A 14,620-nucleotide genomic window follows, 5' to 3' on the forward strand; every position below is an offset into this window, starting at 1 on the left:
CGCTCAATACCGCTATAATCGCCGCCTTTTCATCGGGCAATACGTTTTCGACATGAGCCAATCCAGCGACCTGATCCAATCGGCACAACGCACTATCCGCCTTGAACTCGAAGCGGTAGAGGGCCTGCTGGCCAACATCAATGCCGATTTCGTGCGCGCCTGCGAGCTGATCCTGGCCAGCAAGGGCCGCGTGGTGGTGGTCGGCATGGGCAAGTCCGGGCACATCGGCAACAAGATCGCCGCCACCCTGGCCAGCACCGGCACCACGGCGTTTTTCGTTCACCCGGCCGAAGCCAGCCACGGTGACATGGGCATGATCACCGGCGACGACGTGATCCTGGCCCTGTCCAATTCGGGCTCCACCGCCGAGATCATCACCCTGTTGCCGCTGATCAAGCGCCTGGGCATTCAACTGATCAGCCTTACCGGCAATCCCGACTCGCCCCTGGCCAAGGCTGCCGAAGTCAACCTGGACGCCCGCGTGGCCCACGAGGCCTGCCCGCTCAACCTGGCGCCCACCTCGTCCACCACGGCCGCGCTGGTGCTGGGCGACGCCCTCGCCATCGCCTTGCTCGAAGCCCGCGGCTTCACGGCCGAGGACTTTGCTTTCTCGCACCCGGGTGGCGCGCTGGGCCGCCGCCTGCTGCTCAAGGTCGAGAACGTGATGCACGCCGGTACCGAGTTGCCGCAGGTACAACGCGGCACGCTGCTCAAGGACGCGCTCATGGAAATGACCCGCAAGGGCCTGGGCATGACCGTGGTGCTGGAAGCCGACGGCCGCCTGGCCGGGATCTTCACCGACGGCGACCTGCGGCGCACCCTGGACAAGCCCGTCGACGTGCACAGCGTGCGCATCGAGCAGGTCATGACCGCCCACGGCAAGACGGCCCGCGCCGAGATGCTGGCGGCCGAGGCCCTGAAGATCATGGAAGACCACAAGATCAGCGCGCTGGTCGTGGTCGACAAGGAGGACCGCCCGGTGGGCGCCCTGAACATGCACGACCTGTTGCGTGCGGGAGTGATGTAAAAAATGACCCAGAACCTGCTGCAACGCGGCCAGGCCGTCAAACTGGCGGTCTTCGACGTCGACGGCGTGCTGACCGACGGTCGCCTGTATTTCCTCGAAGACGGCAGCGAGCTCAAGGCCTTCAATACCCTGGATGGCCAGGGCATCAAGATGCTGATCAACTCGGGGGTGACCACGGCCATCATCACCGGGCGCAAGAACCCCATCGTCGAGCGCCGGGCCAAAAGCCTGGGCATCGCCCACCTGGTCCAGGGCCGCGAAGACAAATTGGTGGTATTGGACGCGCTTCTGGCGCAACTGGGCCTAAGCTATGAACAGGTAGCCTACCTGGGCGACGACCTGCCAGACCTGGCGCCTATCCGCCGGGTCGGCCTGGGCATGGCGGTGGCCAACGCCACGCCATTCGTACGCGAACACGCCGATGGGGTAACCCAGGCGCGCGGCGGCGAAGGCGCCGCCCGCGAGTTCTGCGAGCTGATCCTGCGCGCCCAGGGCAACCTCGAAGCGGCCCTGGCCGCCTATTTATAGAGTTTCCCATGCCGAGCAAAAAACTGCGCAACCTACTGCTGTTCTGCGTCATCGTGGCGATCTTCGTCTCGGTCGGCTATTGGAACATCAACCCGGACACCTTCCTCGAGAAGCCCGCCGCGGCAGTCGACGACAGTGCCATCGACTATTACGCCATCAATGCCGACAGCGTGCAGTACCTGCCCGATGGGGGCGTGCAATACCGCATGACCGCCGACAAGGTCGAGCACATGCAGGCCAGCCAGATCACCAAGGTGACCAACCCGGACATGAACCTGTACCGTGGCACCGTGTTCCCATGGCATGTGACCAGCGACAAGGGTGAAGTGAACCCGGACGGTACCCAGGTCGAACTGATCGACAACGTGCGCATCGCCCGCACCGACCAGAAGAACCGTCCGACGCTGATCACCAGCACCCGCATGACGGTATTCCCACAACAGCAATATGCGCAGACAGACCAAGACGTTAGAATCGACGGCGCCGGTGGCGTCTCTACGGGCAAGGGAATGAAAGCATATTTGAAAGACAGCAAGATCAACTTGCTGTCCAACGTAAGAGGACTGTATGAGGCTCGTTAATACCCTTCCTTTATTGCTCACCCTGGGTACGGCACTGGGAAGCGCGAGCGCCTGGGCACTGCCGACCGACCGTGACCAGCCGATCCACATCCAGTCCGATGACGCGCAACTGGACGACAAGCAGGGCGTGGCTGTCTACAAGGGCAATGTGATCATTACCCAGGGCACCATGAAGATCACCGGCAACACCGTGACCATCACCCGTAACGCCCAGGGCGACGTCGACACGTTCACGTCGGTGGGCAACCTGGCCTATTACGAGCAGAAGCCGGCCATCGACAAGCCCATCGTGCAAGGCTGGGGCAAGACCATCCAGTACCAGTCGGCGCTGAACCACATCACCCTGATCGACCAGGCCAAGGTGGTGAACGACGGCAACACGTCCGAAGGCGAGAAGATTGTCTACGACACCGTCAAGCAGGTGGTCAACGCCGGCCGCGCCACGGGCGCCAAGGTCACGCCGCGACCACGGATCGACATGGTCATCCAGCCGAAAAGCAAAACCGACCAGCAGCAGGGCAAGTAATGGCGACTCTCAAAGCCCAGCACCTGGCCAAGGCCTACAAGGGCCGGCAAGTGGTGCGCGACGTCAGCATGTCCATCGAAAGTGGGCAGATCGTCGGTTTGCTGGGGCCTAACGGCGCCGGCAAGACCACCTGCTTCTACATGATCGTGGGCCTGGTGCAGGCCGACCAGGGCCGCGTGCTCATCGACGACCTGGATGTCAGCCACCAGCCGATGCACGGCCGCGCCCGCTCGGGTATCGGCTACCTGCCCCAGGAAGCCTCGATCTTCCGCAAGCTGTCGGTGTCGGACAACATCATGGCGATTCTGGAGACGCGCAAGGAACTGGACAAGGCCGGGCGCCTCAAGGAGCTGGAAAGCCTGCTGCAGGAGTTCCACATCACCCATATCCGCGACAACCTGGGCATGAGCCTGTCCGGCGGCGAGCGGCGCCGGGTGGAAATCGCCCGCGCGCTGGCCACCGCGCCCAAGTTCATCCTGCTGGACGAACCGTTCGCCGGTGTCGACCCGATCTCGGTCGGCGACATCAAGCAGATCATCCACCACCTCAAGAACAAGGGTATCGGCGTGTTGATCACCGACCACAACGTTCGTGAGACGCTGGACATCTGCGAAACCGCTTACATCGTCAACGATGGCCAGCTGATCGCCGAGGGCGACGCCGAAACCATCCTGGCAAACCAACTGGTGAAAGAGGTTTACCTCGGCCACGAGTTCCGCCTGTAACGGCGAGGTGTTTGGCTTGCTGCCTGGGCATGTCGCATTTTTTTGGCTCCGCGGGGCTTTTATTGCGGCATCGCTCTAGGCAAACACTTCGGTTTCAGGCATATAATTTGCTTACGACAAAAGCCGAGAGCCTCGGCGCCCTGTAGTGGATGGCGCTCTGCGCCGGCGAATAAGGTGTTAAGCCCCTGCCATGAAACCATCGCTCGTCCTAAGAATGGGCCAGCAACTGACGATGACCCCGCAGTTGCAACAGGCCATCCGCCTCCTCCAGCTCTCCACCCTGGACCTCCAGCAGGAAATCCAGGAGGCCCTGGAATCCAACCCCATGCTCGAGCGCCAGGAAGAAGGCGACGATTTCGACAACAGCGACCCGATGGCCGACAAGGCCGAGCAGCAGGTCACGCCGGAAATCCAGGAGCCCAGCTACCAGGAGACCACCGCCCCCACCGTCGACAACCTCGAAGACGGCGAATGGAGCGAGCGCATTCCCAATGAGCTTCCCGTCGATACCGCCTGGGAAGACATCTACCAGACCAGCGCAAGCAGCTTGCCCAGCAATGATGATGACGAATGGGATTTCACCACTCGCACGTCGGCCGGCGAGAGCCTGCAGAGCCATCTGCTGTGGCAACTGAACCTGGCGCCCATGTCCGACACCGACCGGCTGATCGCTGTCACCCTGATCGACTGCATCAACAACCAGGGTTACCTGGATGAGACCTTGCAGGAAATTTGTGACTCCTTCGACCCCGAGCTCGACATCGAGCTGGACGAAGTCGAGGCCGTGCTGCACCGCATCCAGCAGTTCGAGCCGGCCGGCATCGGTGCCCGCGACCTGAGCGAATGCCTGCTGCTGCAGTTGCGCCAGATGCCCGCCAAGACCCCCTGGCTGGCTGAAGCCCAGCGCCTGGTGGCCGAGTACATCGACCTGCTGGGCAGCCGCGACTACAGCCAGTTGATGCGGCGCATGAAGCTCAAGGAAGACGAACTGCGCCAGGTCATCGAGCTGGTGCAGAGCCTCAACCCGCGCCCGGGCTCGCAGATCGAGTCCACCGAAGCCGAATACGTGGTGCCGGATGTCATCGTGCGCAAGGACAACGACCGCTGGCTGGTGGAACTGAACCAGGAAGCGGTGCCACGCCTGCGGGTCAACCCGCAATACGCCGGCTTCGTGCGCCGCGCTGACACCAGTGCCGACAACACCTTCATGCGCAACCAGCTACAGGAAGCACGCTGGTTCATCAAGAGCCTGCAAAGCCGCAACGAAACCCTGATGAAGGTGGCCAGCCAGATCGTCGAGCACCAGCGTGGCTTCCTCGACTATGGCGACGAGGCGATGAAGCCCCTGGTGCTGCACGATATCGCCGAGGCGGTAGGCATGCACGAGTCGACCATTTCACGGGTGACCACGCAGAAATACATGCACACGCCGCGCGGCATCTATGAGCTGAAATACTTTTTCTCCAGCCACGTCAGCACCTCCGAAGGCGGTGAATGCTCGTCCACGGCCATTCGCGCGATCATCAAGAAACTGGTTGCCGCCGAAAATCAGAAAAAGCCATTGAGTGACAGCAAGATCGCTGGTTTACTGGAGGCACAAGGCATCCAGGTAGCCCGCCGCACCGTCGCCAAATACCGTGAATCCCTCGGGATCGCGCCGTCCAGCGAACGCAAGCGGTTGATGTGATCCTGGCGGCGCGCGAGCGCCGCCGGTGGGCACCAGATGAGCCACAGCGTTCCAGTGGCAGGTTATCCGACCTGTCTCTTTATGCACTGGCAATAAGGAGAAAGCGGTATGCAAGTCAACATCAGTGGACATCAACTGGTTGTGACCGACGCCATGCGCACTTACATCGGTGAGAAACTGGACCGATTGGAGCGCCATTTCGACAAGATCACCAACGTGCAGGTCATCATGGAGGTCGAGAAGCTGAAACAGAAAATCGAGGCCACCCTGCGCGTACCCGGCGGTGAGGTAGTGGCCAACGCGGAGCATGACGACATGTACGCGGCCATCGACCTGCTCACCGACAAGCTTGACCGCCAACTCAAAAAGCATAAGGAAAAACAGCAGAGTCTGCTGCAAGGCGCGACTGCCCGCTGACCCTCCCCACTCATGACCCAACTTCAACAGATCCTGACCCCCGGCCGTTCCCTGGTGAACGTGCCGGGCGGCAGTAAAAAGAAAGCCATCGAAACCATCGCCACCCTCTTTGCCCGCGAAGTGCCGGGCCTGGAGATGCAGGTGGTCTTCGACAGCCTGATTGCCCGTGAAAAACTCGGTTCCACCGGTTTTGGCAACGGCATCGCCATTCCCCATTGCCGCCTGCCCGGCCTGAAATCGCCGGTCAGCGCCCTGCTGCACCTGGAACACAAGATCGACTATGACGCCATCGACGGCGCGCCGGTCGACCTGGTCTTCGTGCTGCTGGTCCCCCAGGAAGCCACCAACGAGCACCTGGCGTTGCTCAGCCAGATCGCCGGCATGCTCGATCGCGCCGACGTGCGCGAGCACCTGCGCTCGGCCAAGAGCAGCGAAGCCCTCTATCAAGTGGTTCTGGACGAACAGAAAGGTCATTGACCATGCGCCTGATCATCGTCAGCGGTCGCTCCGGCTCGGGCAAGAGCACGGCCCTGGATGTGCTGGAAGACAACGGCTTCTACTGCATCGACAACTTGCCGGCCGGGCTTCTGCCAGAGCTGGCAGAGCGCGCGTTGGTACGCACCGAGCTGGCCCAGCCGCTGGTCGCCGTGTCCATCGATGCCCGCAACCTGCCCAGTGACCTGTCGCGTTTCCCGCAGCTGTTGCAGGAAGCACGGGACAAGCACATCCAGTGTGACGTGCTGTACCTGGACGCTGATGAAGAAACCCTGCTCAAGCGCTTCTCCGAAACCCGGCGGCGCCACCCCCTGAGCAACACCTCGCGCTCGCTGGCCGAGGCGATTCGAGTGGAAACCGACCTGCTCAGCCCGATCGCCGACCTGGCCGACCTGAAGATCAACACCACCCATCTGAATCTCTACCAGCTGCGCGACTCCCTGAAGTTGCGACTGCTGAACAAGCCCGAGCCGGGCACCGCGTTCCTGATCGAATCGTTCGGGTTCAAGCGTGGCATGCCGGTGGACGCTGACCTGGTGTTCGACGTGCGCTGCCTGCCCAACCCGTACTGGAAGCCCGAGCTTCGCGACCACTCCGGGCTCGAACAACCGGTCATCGACTACCTGGCGGCCCAGCCGGACGTGGAAGAGATGTACCAGGACATCGCCAGCTACCTGCAAAAGTGGTTGCCGCGCTTCGCCGCCAGCAACCGCGCCTATGTCACCGTTGCCATCGGCTGCACCGGCGGGCACCATCGTTCGGTGTACATCACCGAACGCCTGGGCCAGGCCTTGCAGCAGACGCTCAAGAACGTTCAGGTTCGCCACCGCGACCTCAGTTGAAAGGACCCCCACCGCGATGCCCGCTCGTGAAATCGAAATCATCAACAAGCTCGGCCTGCATGCTCGCGCGGCGGCCAAGTTCGTCGGCGTCGCCGGTAAGTTTCCTGATTGCCAGGTACGCATAGGCCGCAACCCCGAGAGCCTAATCGACGGCAAGAGCATCATGGCCGTGATGATGCTCGCGGCCGGCAAAGGTACCCAGGTGCACTTGCAGACCGAAGGTGCGCAACAGGAAGAAGCCATGGCGGCGATTGTCGAACTGATCAACAACAAGTTCGACGAGGGCGAATGACCGCCCTGCCCCGCTCAGCAAGAAGCCCGGCCTAGTGCCGGGCTTCTTCGTACAGCGCTCCCGGCTCTACAACGGCGCAAACCGTGCCAGCGCTTCGGTGACGATGATCGCCGCGCCCGCCAGCAATAGCGCACTGCCCAACAGCAACCGCAAGCGCGTCAACACCATGCGCCGGTTCATCAGGCAATGGCAGCCCGGTAGCGACGCTCTACTTCGGCCCAGTTGACCACGTTGTAGAAAGCGTTGATGTATTCAGGGCGACGGTTCTGGTACTTCAGGTAATAGGCATGCTCCCAGACGTCCAGGCCAAGGATAGGCGTGTTGCCGCTCATCAATGGGCTGTCCTGGTTGCCGCTGCTTTCCACGACCAGCTTCTTCTGCGGGGTGACGCTCAGCCACGCCCAGCCGCTGCCGAAACGAGTCAGCGCGGCCTTGGTGAAGGCCTCCTTGAAGGCATCGAAACCACCCAGCTCCTTGTCGATGGCCTGGGCCACGGTGCCCTGGGGCTGGCCGCCGCCCTTGGGCGCCATCACCTCCCAGAACAGCGAATGGTTGGCATGGCCGCCGCCCTGGTTGATGACCGCCCCTTGCAGTTTCTCAGGCAGCTGCTTGACGCTGCCCACCAGCTTCTCGATGGGCCACTCGGCATACTCGGTGCCTTCGACGGCGGCGTTGAGGTTGTTGATGTACGTCTGGTGGTGCTTGGTGTAGTGAATCTCCATGGTCGCCGCATCGATGTGCGGTTCCAGGGCATCATAGGCGTAAGGCAGCGCAGGCAAGGTATAAGGCATTTCAGTGAACTCCATAGTGAGGGGCCGTCTGGCCCCGTTGCTCCTGGCCAAACAACAGCCGGCTGGTACGCGGGTACTCGCCATGCTCGCTGATGAAAGCCAGCAACTCGGCGTAGGTCTTGCTGCTGTGGCGTAACGCGGCTTCACGCAGCGCAGGCGTCAACCGGGGGTCCTGGGCGGCCTGGAGCAGGCGCTGGTGAATGGCGCACAGGTATTCGGCGCTCTCCTCCGGCTGCATCAGGCGCAGGTGCAGGTCGGCCAGGTTGTGATGGGAAATCACGCAGGCCGCCACCGCCTCGTCGACATCCGCCCAGCGTTCGAACAACACCTGGGCCAGCGCCAGAGCTTGCAGGTACAGCTCTCGCGCATCGACCAGTTCGCCCCGGGCAAAGCAGGCGTTGGCCATTTCGATGGTGCGTTTCCAGTGCTGCATGGTGTGCCTCCGAAACGGTGAACGGCGGTCAGATGCCGCCGGCAGTGAGCTTTTCCGGGTCCAGCAGGGTTTCCAGCTGGCTGCGCGACAAATCCGTGTGCTCCAAGGCCACGTCGATGATCGGGCGGCCTTCCTTGTAGGCGGTCTTGGCGATCTCGGCGGCCTTGAGGTAGCCGATGATCGGGTTCAACGCCGTGACCAGAATGGGGTTGCGCGACAAGGCTTCCTTGAGCTTGGCCTCGTTGACCTTGAAGCTGGCAATGGCTTTGTCGGCCAACAGGCGGCTGGCATTGGCCATCAGCTCGATGCTCGACAAAAGGTTCTGGGCAATGATGGGCAACATCACGTTGAGCTCGAAGTTACCCGACTGCCCCGCCACCGCGATGGTGGTGTCGTTGCCGATGACCTGGGCAGCGACCATGGCGGTGGCTTCCGGGATTACCGGGTTGACCTTGCCGGGCATGATCGAAGAGCCCGGCTGCAGGCCTTCCAGCTCGATCTCGCCCAGGCCGGCCAGCGGGCCGGAGTTCATCCAGCGCAGGTCGTTGGCGATTTTCATCAGCGACACGGCCGTGCCCTTGAGCTGGCCGGAAACGGCCACGGCGGTGTCCTGGGAGCCGATCAAGGCGAACAGGTTCTCGCCCTGGGTGAATTCGACACCGGTCAGCAGGCTCAGTTGGTGGCTGAAACGCCCGGCGAACTGCGGGTGGGCATTGATGCCGGTGCCCACTGCGGTGCCGCCCTGGGCCAACGCTTGCAGGCTGGGCAGCAAGCCACGCAGGTGGCCGATATTGGCGCGGATCTGCGCCGACCAGCCGTTGAGCACCTGGCTGAGACGCACGGGCATGGCGTCCATCAGGTGGGTACGCCCGGTTTTCACGTAGGCATGTACCTGCTCGGCCTTGCGATCGAGCACCTGCACCAGGTGCTCCAGCGCCGGCAACAGCTGCTCGTGCAGGGCCAGGGCCGCGCTGACGTGGATGGTGGTGGGAATGATGTCGTTGCTGCTCTGGCCGCAGTTGACGTGATCGTTGGGGTTCACCGTCTCGCCCAGGTGTCGGGTAGCCAGGGTGGCGATCACTTCGTTGGCGTTCATGTTCGAGCTGGTGCCGGACCCGGTCTGGAAGATATCCACCGGGAAATGCTGCATGAAGTCTTCGCGCAACAATTGCTGGCAGGCCTGGACGATGGCATCGCCCTGGGCGGCGCTGATCTGTTCGAGCTCGACGTTGGCCTTGGCCGCCGCAGCCTTGGCCAGGACCAGGGCGCGAATGAACTGGGTAGGCATGCGTTGCTGGCTGATCGGGAAGTTATCCACCGCGCGCTGGGTCTGGGCTCCGTAGAGGGCCGCCTCCGGCACCTGCAGTTCGCCCATGCTGTCACGCTCGATTCGGGTATTACTCATCGGGATGTCCTTGCAGCAGATCGGAAAAGGAAATCGATGGCTCCAGCGTGCACACGGCCAGTTGCCGTCCGTGCTGGTGCCACAGTTGCAGGTGTTCGGCGTTGCGCGCGGCCAGGCGCATGTCGCGCAAGGGGCGGTAGGCCTGGTCAAGGCACAGGCAACGCCAGTGCCAGGGCAATGCGGGGTCGGTGGCGGTGTCCAGCAGCAGGCGGAAGGCCGTGCGCGCCACGGTCCAGGCGCTGGCGGCACCGCAACTGATGAGAAAACGGCCTTCGGCCATGTAGTCTTCGATGATGCGCGGATCGTTCGGACTCAGTGCGCAACGGATCTGCCGGCTTAACCAGCGCCAGTTTTCCAGGTAGGACTGTTCTTGAACGGCAGACTTCATCGACGCGGCCTCATGGCGATAATGATATTTATTATTAAGTGATAATGGGAATCAAGACAAGCACAAACAAAAAAGGCCTGTCGCTGGGCAAGCGACACGCCTTCAGTTGTGGAGTGGAGCCTTCACCTGGCTCCACGCAATTCCCCTGTGGACCGGGCGAAGCTCGGGAAAAGAACGATGCGGTGTCAGCTACCCGCCACGGTCATCCTTTCGATCAACACCGAGCCAGTGCGCACGTTGCTGCGCAACTCCAGGTCGCTGCCAATGGCGACGATCTGGCGGAACATGTCCTTCATGTTGCCGGCAATGGTCACTTCCTGCACCGGGAACTGGATTTCACCATTTTCCACCCAGAAGCCCGCCGCACCGCGGGAATAATCGCCCGTGACCATGTTCAGGCCGTGGCCCATCAGCTCGGTCACCAGCAGGCCACGGCCCATCTGCTTGATCAGCGCCGCCTGGTCCTGGTCGCCGTGGGTGACGAACAGGTTGTGTACGCCGCCGGCGTTGGCGGTGCTCGGCAGGCCCAGTTTGCGGCCCGAGTAGGTGCTGAGCACGTAGGACACCAACCGGCCATTTTCGACGAACGGCTTGGCGTAGGTGGCGAGGCCGTCGCCGTCGAAGGCGGCGCTGCCCATGGCGCGTTGCAGGTGCGGGCGCTCATCCAGGGTCAACCACTCCGGGAACAGTACCTGGCCCATGGCGCCTTCCAGGAAAGACGATTTGCGGTACAGGTTGCCACCGGAAATGGCCCCCAGGAAGCTACCGAACAGCCCCCCCGCCAGTTCGGCGCTGAACAGCACTGGCACTTCGCAGGTAGGCACCGGGCGGGCGCCCAGGCGGCTGGCAGCCCGTTGCGCGGCGCGCAGGCCGATACTGCTGGCATCGGCCAGCAGTTCACCCTGACGGTTGACGTCGTACCAGTAATCGCGCTGCATCTGGCCGTCAGCTTCGGCGATCATTACGCAACTGAGGCTGTGACGGGTCGATGCGTATCCGCCGATGAAACCATGGCTGTTGCCGTATACACGGCAGCCCTGGTGGCTGCTCAGCGTGGTGCCATCGGCGTTCTTGATGCGTGGATCGGCATCGAACGCGGCGGCCTCGCAGGCCAGGGCACGCTCGATGGCCTGTTCGGGGCTGATGTCCCAGGCGTGGTACAGGTCGAAGTCCGGCAGGTCACGGGCCATCAGGCTGGCGTCGGCCAGGCCGGAAGCCTCGTCTTCGGAGGTATGCTTGGCGATGGCCAGCGCCGCCGCCACGGTTTCACGGATAGCGTCCGGGCCGCTGGCCGACGTGCTGGCCGAGCCTTTGCGCTGGCCTACATACAAGGTAATGCCGAAACCCTGGTCGCGGTTGAACTCCACGGTTTCCACTTCGCGCTGGCGCACCGAGGTCGACAAGCCCTGTTCCAGCGAAACCGCCACTTCACAGGCACTGGCACCCTGGCGCTTGGCTTCGGCGACGATCTGTTCGACCTGCTCCTGCAGGGCCGGCAGTGCCGCGGGACCGACGCTTTGAATTGCGTTCATGGTGTTCTCCACTCAAATTCTGCGTTCGTCAGGGGGGTCAAGCTACGACCGGGCCGGACAAGCGGCCCCTGACTGGTTATCATGGCGGCGTTTATTAGCGGACTGCCCCCATGGTTGATTCTTACGACGACTCCCTCGACGAGGGAAAAAGCAAAACTCAGGTCAAACGCGAGCTGCACGCGCTGGTTGACCTCGGCGAGCGCCTGACCACACTCAAGGCCGATGTACTGGCCAAGCTGCCGTTGACCGACGGTTTGCGCCGTGCCTTGGCCGAAGCGCCGAAGCACACCGCCAACATCGCGCGCAAGCGGCATATCCTGTTCATTGGCCGGCTGATGCGCGACCAGGACACGGCTGCGATCCTGCAACTGCTCGATCAACTCGATGCCTCCACTCGCCAGTACAACGAACGTTTCCACAACCTCGAGCGCTGGCGCGACCGCCTGGTGACGGGCAATGACGAAGTTCTGGAGAAGTTCGTCAACGAGTACCCGGACGCCGATCGCCAGCACCTGCGCCAGCTGATCCGCCAGGCTCAGCACGAAACCGCGCAAAACAAGCCACCAGCGGCCACTCGCAAGATCTTCAAATACATCCGCGAGCTGGACGAGACTCAGCGCGGACTGCGCTGAGCAACTGCAGGCGCCGTCAGGCGCCTGTGCCCCCGACCGTGATCGCGTCAATCTTCAGCGTCGGCTGGCCCACGCCCACCGGCACTGACTGGCCGTCCTTCCCGCAGGTACCCACGCCGCTGTCCAGCGACAGGTCGTTACCCACCATCGACACCTTGCTCATGGCCTCCGGGCCGTTGCCGATCAAGGTCGCACCCTTGACCGGGGCGGTGATCTTGCCGTCCTCGATCAGGTAGGCCTCGCTGGTGGAGAACACGAACTTGCCGCTGGTGATGTCCACCTGCCCGCCACCCAGGTTGGCGCAATAGATGCCGCGCTTCACCGACGCGATGATCTCGGCCGGGTCGCTTTCGCCACCGAGCATGTAGGTATTGGTCATGCGCGGCATAGGCAGGTGCGCATAGGACTCGCGGCGGCCGTTGCCGGTCGCGGCCATGCCCATCAGTCGGGCGTTGAGCTTGTCCTGCATGTAGCCCGTGAGCACGCCGTTCTCGATCAGCGTGGTGCATTGGGTTGGGGTCCCCTCGTCGTCCACGCTCAGCGAGCCACGACGGCCGGCCAGGGTCCCGTCATCGACAATGGTGCACAGCTTGGAGGCCACCATCTCGCCCATGCGGCCGCTGTAGTTGGAGCTGCCCTTGCGGTTGAAGTCACCTTCCAGGCCGTGGCCCACGGCTTCATGCAGCAGCACACCAGACCAGCCCGAGCCCAGGACCACTGGCAAGGTGCCCGCCGGCGCCGGAATGGCTTCCAGGTTCACCAGTGCCTGGCGCAAGGCTTCGCGGGCATAGCCCATGGCGCGGTCTTCCTGCAGGAAGTAACGGTAGTCGGTACGCCCGCCACCACCATGGCCGCCGCGCTCGCGCCGGCCGTTGTGCTCGACGATCACGCTGACGTTGAAGCGCACCAGCGGCCGCACATCGGCGGCCAGGCTGCCGTCGGCGGCGGCCACCAGAATACGCTCCCACACGCCAGCCATGCTCACGCTGACCTGCTGGATACGCGGGTCCAGGGCGCGGGTGGCGATATCGACGCGCTTGAGCAACTCGACCTTCTCGGCGCGGGTCAGCACGTCCAGGGGGTTGTCAGGGGCATAGAGCTGCGCCACGTCCTGGCTGCTGAACGCTTGCACGCGGCCGTTCTGGCCGGCCCGGGAAATCGAACGGGCCGCCCGCGCCGCTTGCAGCAGGGCGTCCTGGTTGATGGTATTGCTGTAGGCGAAACCGGTTTTCTCGCCGGACTGGGCACGCACGCCCACGCCCTGGTCGAGGTTGAAACTGCCTTCCTTGACGATGCCGTCTTCCAGCGACCAGGACTCGGAAATCTGCCCCTGGAAATACAGGTCAGCAGCGTCGATACCTGGCCCGGCGAGTTCGCCCAGCACCGATTGCAGGCTGTCCAGCGTCAAGCCGCCGGGGGCCAGCAGGTGTTCACTGACGGTGGATAACATCTCGCTCATAATTACTCCGCGATAGACGCAGGCCGCGTGGCGCCCTGCGAGAAAAAGCGCCGGTGACTGGCCACCGGCATCCGCGCCCGTATGGACGCCTGTTCGCTGCTGTCACGTTCGGCCAGCAGCACGGCTTCGCCCTGATCCTGTTCGGCGACGATGCGCCCCCACGGATCGACGATGGCCGCGTGCCCGTAGGTCTCGCGCGGCCCTGGGTGGGTGCCGCCCTGGGCCGCCGCCAGGACGTAGCACTGGGTTTCGATGGCACGGGCGCGAATCAGCACTTCCCAGTGCGCCGCCCCGGTCACCGCCGTGAAGGCCGAGGGCGCGGTGATCAGCTCGGCCCCGGCCTTGCGCAGCTCGCTGTACAGCTCGGGAAAGCGCAGGTCATAACACACCGTCAGCCCCAGGCGCCCTACCGGCGTTTGCGCGACCACGACGTCCTGACCATGAGCATAGTCGTCCGACTCACGGTAGCGGCCACGGCTGTCGGCCACGTCCACATCGAACAGGTGCAGCTTGTCGTAGCGGGCCACTTCCTGGCCCTGGTCATCGACCAACAGCGAACAGGCGCGCACCTTCGCCTCGGGCTGGCCCAGGGGCGGCAAAGGCAAGGTGCCGGCCACTATCCATAAGTTGAGGTCACGAGCCGCCTGTTTCAACCATGGCAGGATCGGGCCCTGACCAAGGGCTTCGTTGCGACCTGTTTCGGCGCTGTCGCGACGGCCCAAGGCCGAGAAATTCTCCGGCAACACCGCCAGCTTGGCGCCACCGGCGGCGGCCTGTTCCAACAGGCGACGCGCGCTGGCCAAGTTGGCCAGGATATCGCTCTGGCTGACCATTTGAATCACTGCCAAGGACATGACGGG

Annotated in this window: 18 protein-coding genes; 11 read left to right on the forward strand and 7 right to left on the reverse strand. The window is 63.2% G+C overall.

Annotated features, from left to right (window positions below):
• The first annotated feature begins 52 nt into the window (after nt 1-52).
• The 10 genes from HWQ56_RS24215 to HWQ56_RS24260 all read left to right on the forward strand — a co-directional run bounded on the left by HWQ56_RS24215 (nt 53) and on the right by HWQ56_RS24260 (nt 7,120).
• The gene (locus HWQ56_RS24215; RefSeq protein ID WP_158155208.1) at nt 53-1,027 is read left to right on the forward strand and encodes a KpsF/GutQ family sugar-phosphate isomerase; all 975 of its coding nucleotides are present in this window, start codon (nt 53-55) and stop codon (nt 1,025-1,027) included.
• Nucleotides 1,028-1,030: 3 nt separating this feature from the next.
• Nucleotides 1,031-1,555 carry a KdsC family phosphatase gene (locus HWQ56_RS24220; RefSeq protein ID WP_158155206.1) on the forward strand — a complete coding sequence of 175 codons (525 nt, stop codon included), beginning with the start codon at nt 1,031-1,033 and terminating at the stop codon, nt 1,553-1,555.
• Nucleotides 1,556-1,563: 8 nt separating this feature from the next.
• Nucleotides 1,564-2,136 (forward strand): LPS export ABC transporter periplasmic protein LptC, encoded by a 573-nt coding sequence (lptC, locus tag HWQ56_RS24225; RefSeq protein ID WP_158155204.1) that lies wholly within the window; start codon nt 1,564-1,566, stop codon nt 2,134-2,136.
• The gene (lptA, locus tag HWQ56_RS24230) at nt 2,123-2,662 is read left to right on the forward strand and encodes a lipopolysaccharide transport periplasmic protein LptA (RefSeq protein ID WP_158155202.1); all 540 of its coding nucleotides are present in this window, start codon (nt 2,123-2,125) and stop codon (nt 2,660-2,662) included. The genes lptC and lptA overlap by 14 nt, the downstream gene beginning before the upstream one ends.
• Nucleotides 2,662-3,387: an LPS export ABC transporter ATP-binding protein gene (gene lptB / locus HWQ56_RS24235; RefSeq protein ID WP_158155200.1), complete on the forward strand. Its 726-nt coding sequence runs from the start codon at nt 2,662-2,664 to the stop codon at nt 3,385-3,387. The genes lptA and lptB overlap by 1 nt, the downstream gene beginning before the upstream one ends.
• Before the next feature lie 190 nt (nt 3,388-3,577).
• On the forward strand, nt 3,578-5,074 hold the full coding sequence (locus HWQ56_RS24240) for an RNA polymerase factor sigma-54 (protein WP_158155198.1): 1,497 nt from the start codon (nt 3,578-3,580) through the stop codon (nt 5,072-5,074).
• 108 nt (nt 5,075-5,182) lie between these two features.
• Complete coding sequence (gene hpf, locus HWQ56_RS24245) at nt 5,183-5,491, forward strand: ribosome hibernation-promoting factor, HPF/YfiA family (protein ID WP_008365312.1); 309 nt, start codon at nt 5,183-5,185, stop codon at nt 5,489-5,491.
• A 12-nt stretch (nt 5,492-5,503) separates the two neighbouring features.
• Nucleotides 5,504-5,968, forward strand: a complete 465-nt coding sequence (gene ptsN, locus HWQ56_RS24250) for a PTS IIA-like nitrogen regulatory protein PtsN (RefSeq protein ID WP_158155196.1) — start codon at nt 5,504-5,506, stop codon at nt 5,966-5,968.
• 2 nt (nt 5,969-5,970) lie between these two features.
• On the forward strand, nt 5,971-6,828 hold the full coding sequence (gene rapZ, locus HWQ56_RS24255) for an RNase adapter RapZ (protein ID WP_176571959.1): 858 nt from the start codon (nt 5,971-5,973) through the stop codon (nt 6,826-6,828).
• Between the two features lie 16 nt (nt 6,829-6,844).
• The gene (locus HWQ56_RS24260; protein WP_158155192.1) at nt 6,845-7,120 is read left to right on the forward strand and encodes an HPr family phosphocarrier protein; all 276 of its coding nucleotides are present in this window, start codon (nt 6,845-6,847) and stop codon (nt 7,118-7,120) included.
• Between the two features lie 179 nt (nt 7,121-7,299).
• Here HWQ56_RS24260 and HWQ56_RS24265 read toward each other — a convergent pair whose 3' ends face one another.
• The 5 genes from HWQ56_RS24265 to pmbA form a co-directional block, all read right to left on the reverse strand.
• Entirely contained in the window at nt 7,300-7,911 is a 612-nt protein-coding gene (locus HWQ56_RS24265; protein WP_158155190.1) for a superoxide dismutase, read from the reverse strand.
• Between the two features lies 1 nt (nt 7,912).
• Entirely contained in the window at nt 7,913-8,344 is a 432-nt protein-coding gene (locus HWQ56_RS24270; protein WP_158155188.1) for a hypothetical protein, read from the reverse strand.
• 28 nt (nt 8,345-8,372) lie between these two features.
• Nucleotides 8,373-9,749 (reverse strand): class II fumarate hydratase, encoded by a 1,377-nt coding sequence (locus tag HWQ56_RS24275; RefSeq protein ID WP_176571960.1) that lies wholly within the window; start codon nt 9,747-9,749, stop codon nt 8,373-8,375.
• Nucleotides 9,742-10,137: a FagA protein gene (locus HWQ56_RS24280; RefSeq protein WP_158155184.1), complete on the reverse strand. Its 396-nt coding sequence runs from the start codon at nt 10,135-10,137 to the stop codon at nt 9,742-9,744. Before HWQ56_RS24280 ends, HWQ56_RS24275 begins: the two co-directional genes overlap by 8 nt.
• Nucleotides 10,138-10,322: 185 nt before the next feature.
• Entirely contained in the window at nt 10,323-11,669 is a 1,347-nt protein-coding gene (gene pmbA, locus HWQ56_RS24285; RefSeq protein WP_158155182.1) for a metalloprotease PmbA, read from the reverse strand.
• Between the two features lie 110 nt (nt 11,670-11,779).
• Here pmbA and yjgA point away from each other — a divergent pair, with 110 nt between their 5' ends.
• A complete protein-coding gene (gene yjgA / locus HWQ56_RS24290; protein ID WP_158155180.1) occupies nt 11,780-12,301 on the forward strand; it encodes a ribosome biogenesis factor YjgA in 522 nt (173 codons plus the stop codon).
• Nucleotides 12,302-12,317: 16 nt separating this feature from the next.
• On the opposite strand, the gene tldD is transcribed toward yjgA, so the two are convergent.
• Both tldD and HWQ56_RS24300 read right to left on the reverse strand, forming a co-directional pair.
• On the reverse strand, nt 12,318-13,760 hold the full coding sequence (gene tldD, locus HWQ56_RS24295) for a metalloprotease TldD (RefSeq protein WP_158155178.1): 1,443 nt from the start codon (nt 13,758-13,760) through the stop codon (nt 12,318-12,320).
• A gap of 2 nt (nt 13,761-13,762) precedes the next feature.
• Entirely contained in the window at nt 13,763-14,614 is an 852-nt protein-coding gene (locus HWQ56_RS24300) for a carbon-nitrogen hydrolase family protein (protein WP_158155176.1), read from the reverse strand.
• Nucleotides 14,615-14,620: the final 6 nt, after the last annotated feature.

Origin of the sequence: Pseudomonas eucalypticola, assembly GCF_013374995.1 — a bacterium.
In the GTDB taxonomy this organism is placed as follows: Bacteria; Pseudomonadota; Gammaproteobacteria; order Pseudomonadales; family Pseudomonadaceae; genus Aquipseudomonas; species Aquipseudomonas eucalypticola.

Excerpts from the sequence above, each read along its gene's own strand:
- HWQ56_RS24215 (WP_158155208.1), top strand. The coding sequence starts at position 53 with ATGAGCCAATCCAGCGACCTGATCCAATCGGCACAACGCACTATCCGC.
- HWQ56_RS24220 (WP_158155206.1), top strand. The coding sequence starts at position 1,031 with ATGACCCAGAACCTGCTGCAACGCGGCCAGGCCGTCAAACTGGCGGTC.
- lptC (WP_158155204.1), top strand. The coding sequence starts at position 1,564 with ATGCCGAGCAAAAAACTGCGCAACCTACTGCTGTTCTGCGTCATCGTG.
- lptA (WP_158155202.1), top strand. The coding sequence starts at position 2,123 with ATGAGGCTCGTTAATACCCTTCCTTTATTGCTCACCCTGGGTACGGCA.
- lptB (WP_158155200.1), top strand. The coding sequence starts at position 2,662 with ATGGCGACTCTCAAAGCCCAGCACCTGGCCAAGGCCTACAAGGGCCGG.
- HWQ56_RS24240 (WP_158155198.1), top strand. The coding sequence starts at position 3,578 with ATGAAACCATCGCTCGTCCTAAGAATGGGCCAGCAACTGACGATGACC.
- hpf (WP_008365312.1), top strand. The coding sequence starts at position 5,183 with ATGCAAGTCAACATCAGTGGACATCAACTGGTTGTGACCGACGCCATG.
- ptsN (WP_158155196.1), top strand. The coding sequence starts at position 5,504 with ATGACCCAACTTCAACAGATCCTGACCCCCGGCCGTTCCCTGGTGAAC.
- rapZ (WP_176571959.1), top strand. The coding sequence starts at position 5,971 with ATGCGCCTGATCATCGTCAGCGGTCGCTCCGGCTCGGGCAAGAGCACG.
- HWQ56_RS24260 (WP_158155192.1), top strand. The coding sequence starts at position 6,845 with ATGCCCGCTCGTGAAATCGAAATCATCAACAAGCTCGGCCTGCATGCT.
- HWQ56_RS24265 (WP_158155190.1), bottom strand. The coding sequence starts at position 7,911 with ATGCCTTATACCTTGCCTGCGCTGCCTTACGCCTATGATGCCCTGGAA.
- HWQ56_RS24270 (WP_158155188.1), bottom strand. The coding sequence starts at position 8,344 with ATGCAGCACTGGAAACGCACCATCGAAATGGCCAACGCCTGCTTTGCC.
- HWQ56_RS24275 (WP_176571960.1), bottom strand. The coding sequence starts at position 9,749 with ATGAGTAATACCCGAATCGAGCGTGACAGCATGGGCGAACTGCAGGTG.
- HWQ56_RS24280 (WP_158155184.1), bottom strand. The coding sequence starts at position 10,137 with ATGAAGTCTGCCGTTCAAGAACAGTCCTACCTGGAAAACTGGCGCTGG.
- pmbA (WP_158155182.1), bottom strand. The coding sequence starts at position 11,669 with ATGAACGCAATTCAAAGCGTCGGTCCCGCGGCACTGCCGGCCCTGCAG.
- yjgA (WP_158155180.1), top strand. The coding sequence starts at position 11,780 with ATGGTTGATTCTTACGACGACTCCCTCGACGAGGGAAAAAGCAAAACT.
- tldD (WP_158155178.1), bottom strand. The coding sequence starts at position 13,760 with ATGAGCGAGATGTTATCCACCGTCAGTGAACACCTGCTGGCCCCCGGC.
- HWQ56_RS24300 (WP_158155176.1), bottom strand. The coding sequence starts at position 14,614 with ATGTCCTTGGCAGTGATTCAAATGGTCAGCCAGAGCGATATCCTGGCC.